The following is a 525-nucleotide window of genomic DNA, read 5'->3' as shown; positions in this document are numbered from 1 at the left end:
GCACCGGGACCGTCGATCCACGCGGGCCGATCCCCCCATAACCCCGACATGCCGATCCCACACCGCACCTTGTCGCGCCCGGTGGCGGTGCTCGCTGTGGTCGCTGCGCTGCTTGCCGTGACCGTCGGCGCATTCGTGTGGTGGCCCCGCAGTGAAGCGGCGACTGCCGCCACCCCCGCACCGGCCGACGGGGCAACCCGGGACGGTGGAGCCCGCTTCGCGGTGTCCGCGACCGGATGGCACACGTGCGCGATCAAGGCCGGGAACGTGGGCTGCTGGGGTGCGAACGACTCAGGTCAGCTGGGAGACGGCTCCACCGGCTCACGGTATGCGCCGGTGACGGTGGCCTTGCCCGGGGCGGCGACGGCCGTCACCACCGGACGCGAACACAGCTGCGCCGTCGTCGTCGGCGGCGATACCTACTGCTGGGGATACAACACCTTCGGTCAGCTCGGCACCGGCACAACCGACGCCGGCCCCGCCCCGATGCGCGTCGACGTGCCGGGACCCGTCGCCGAGATCACC

1 protein-coding gene is annotated in these 525 nt (G+C 72.4%); it reads left to right on the top strand.

Going from position 1 to position 525, the window contains the following annotated elements; all coding sequences use genetic code 11:
- Positions 1 to 48 precede the first annotated feature (48 nt).
- Positions 49 to 525: RCC1 domain-containing protein (locus tag Q8814_RS26475; RefSeq protein WP_408015993.1), on the top strand; the 477-nt coding region annotated here is incomplete at its 3' end.

Source organism: Rhodococcus chondri (assembly GCF_036327435.1).
Classification (GTDB): Bacteria; Actinomycetota; Actinomycetes; order Mycobacteriales; family Mycobacteriaceae; genus Rhodococcus; species Rhodococcus chondri.
Note: the sequence above shows the minus strand (reverse complement) of the source record. Positions and strands in the feature narration are given on the sequence as shown.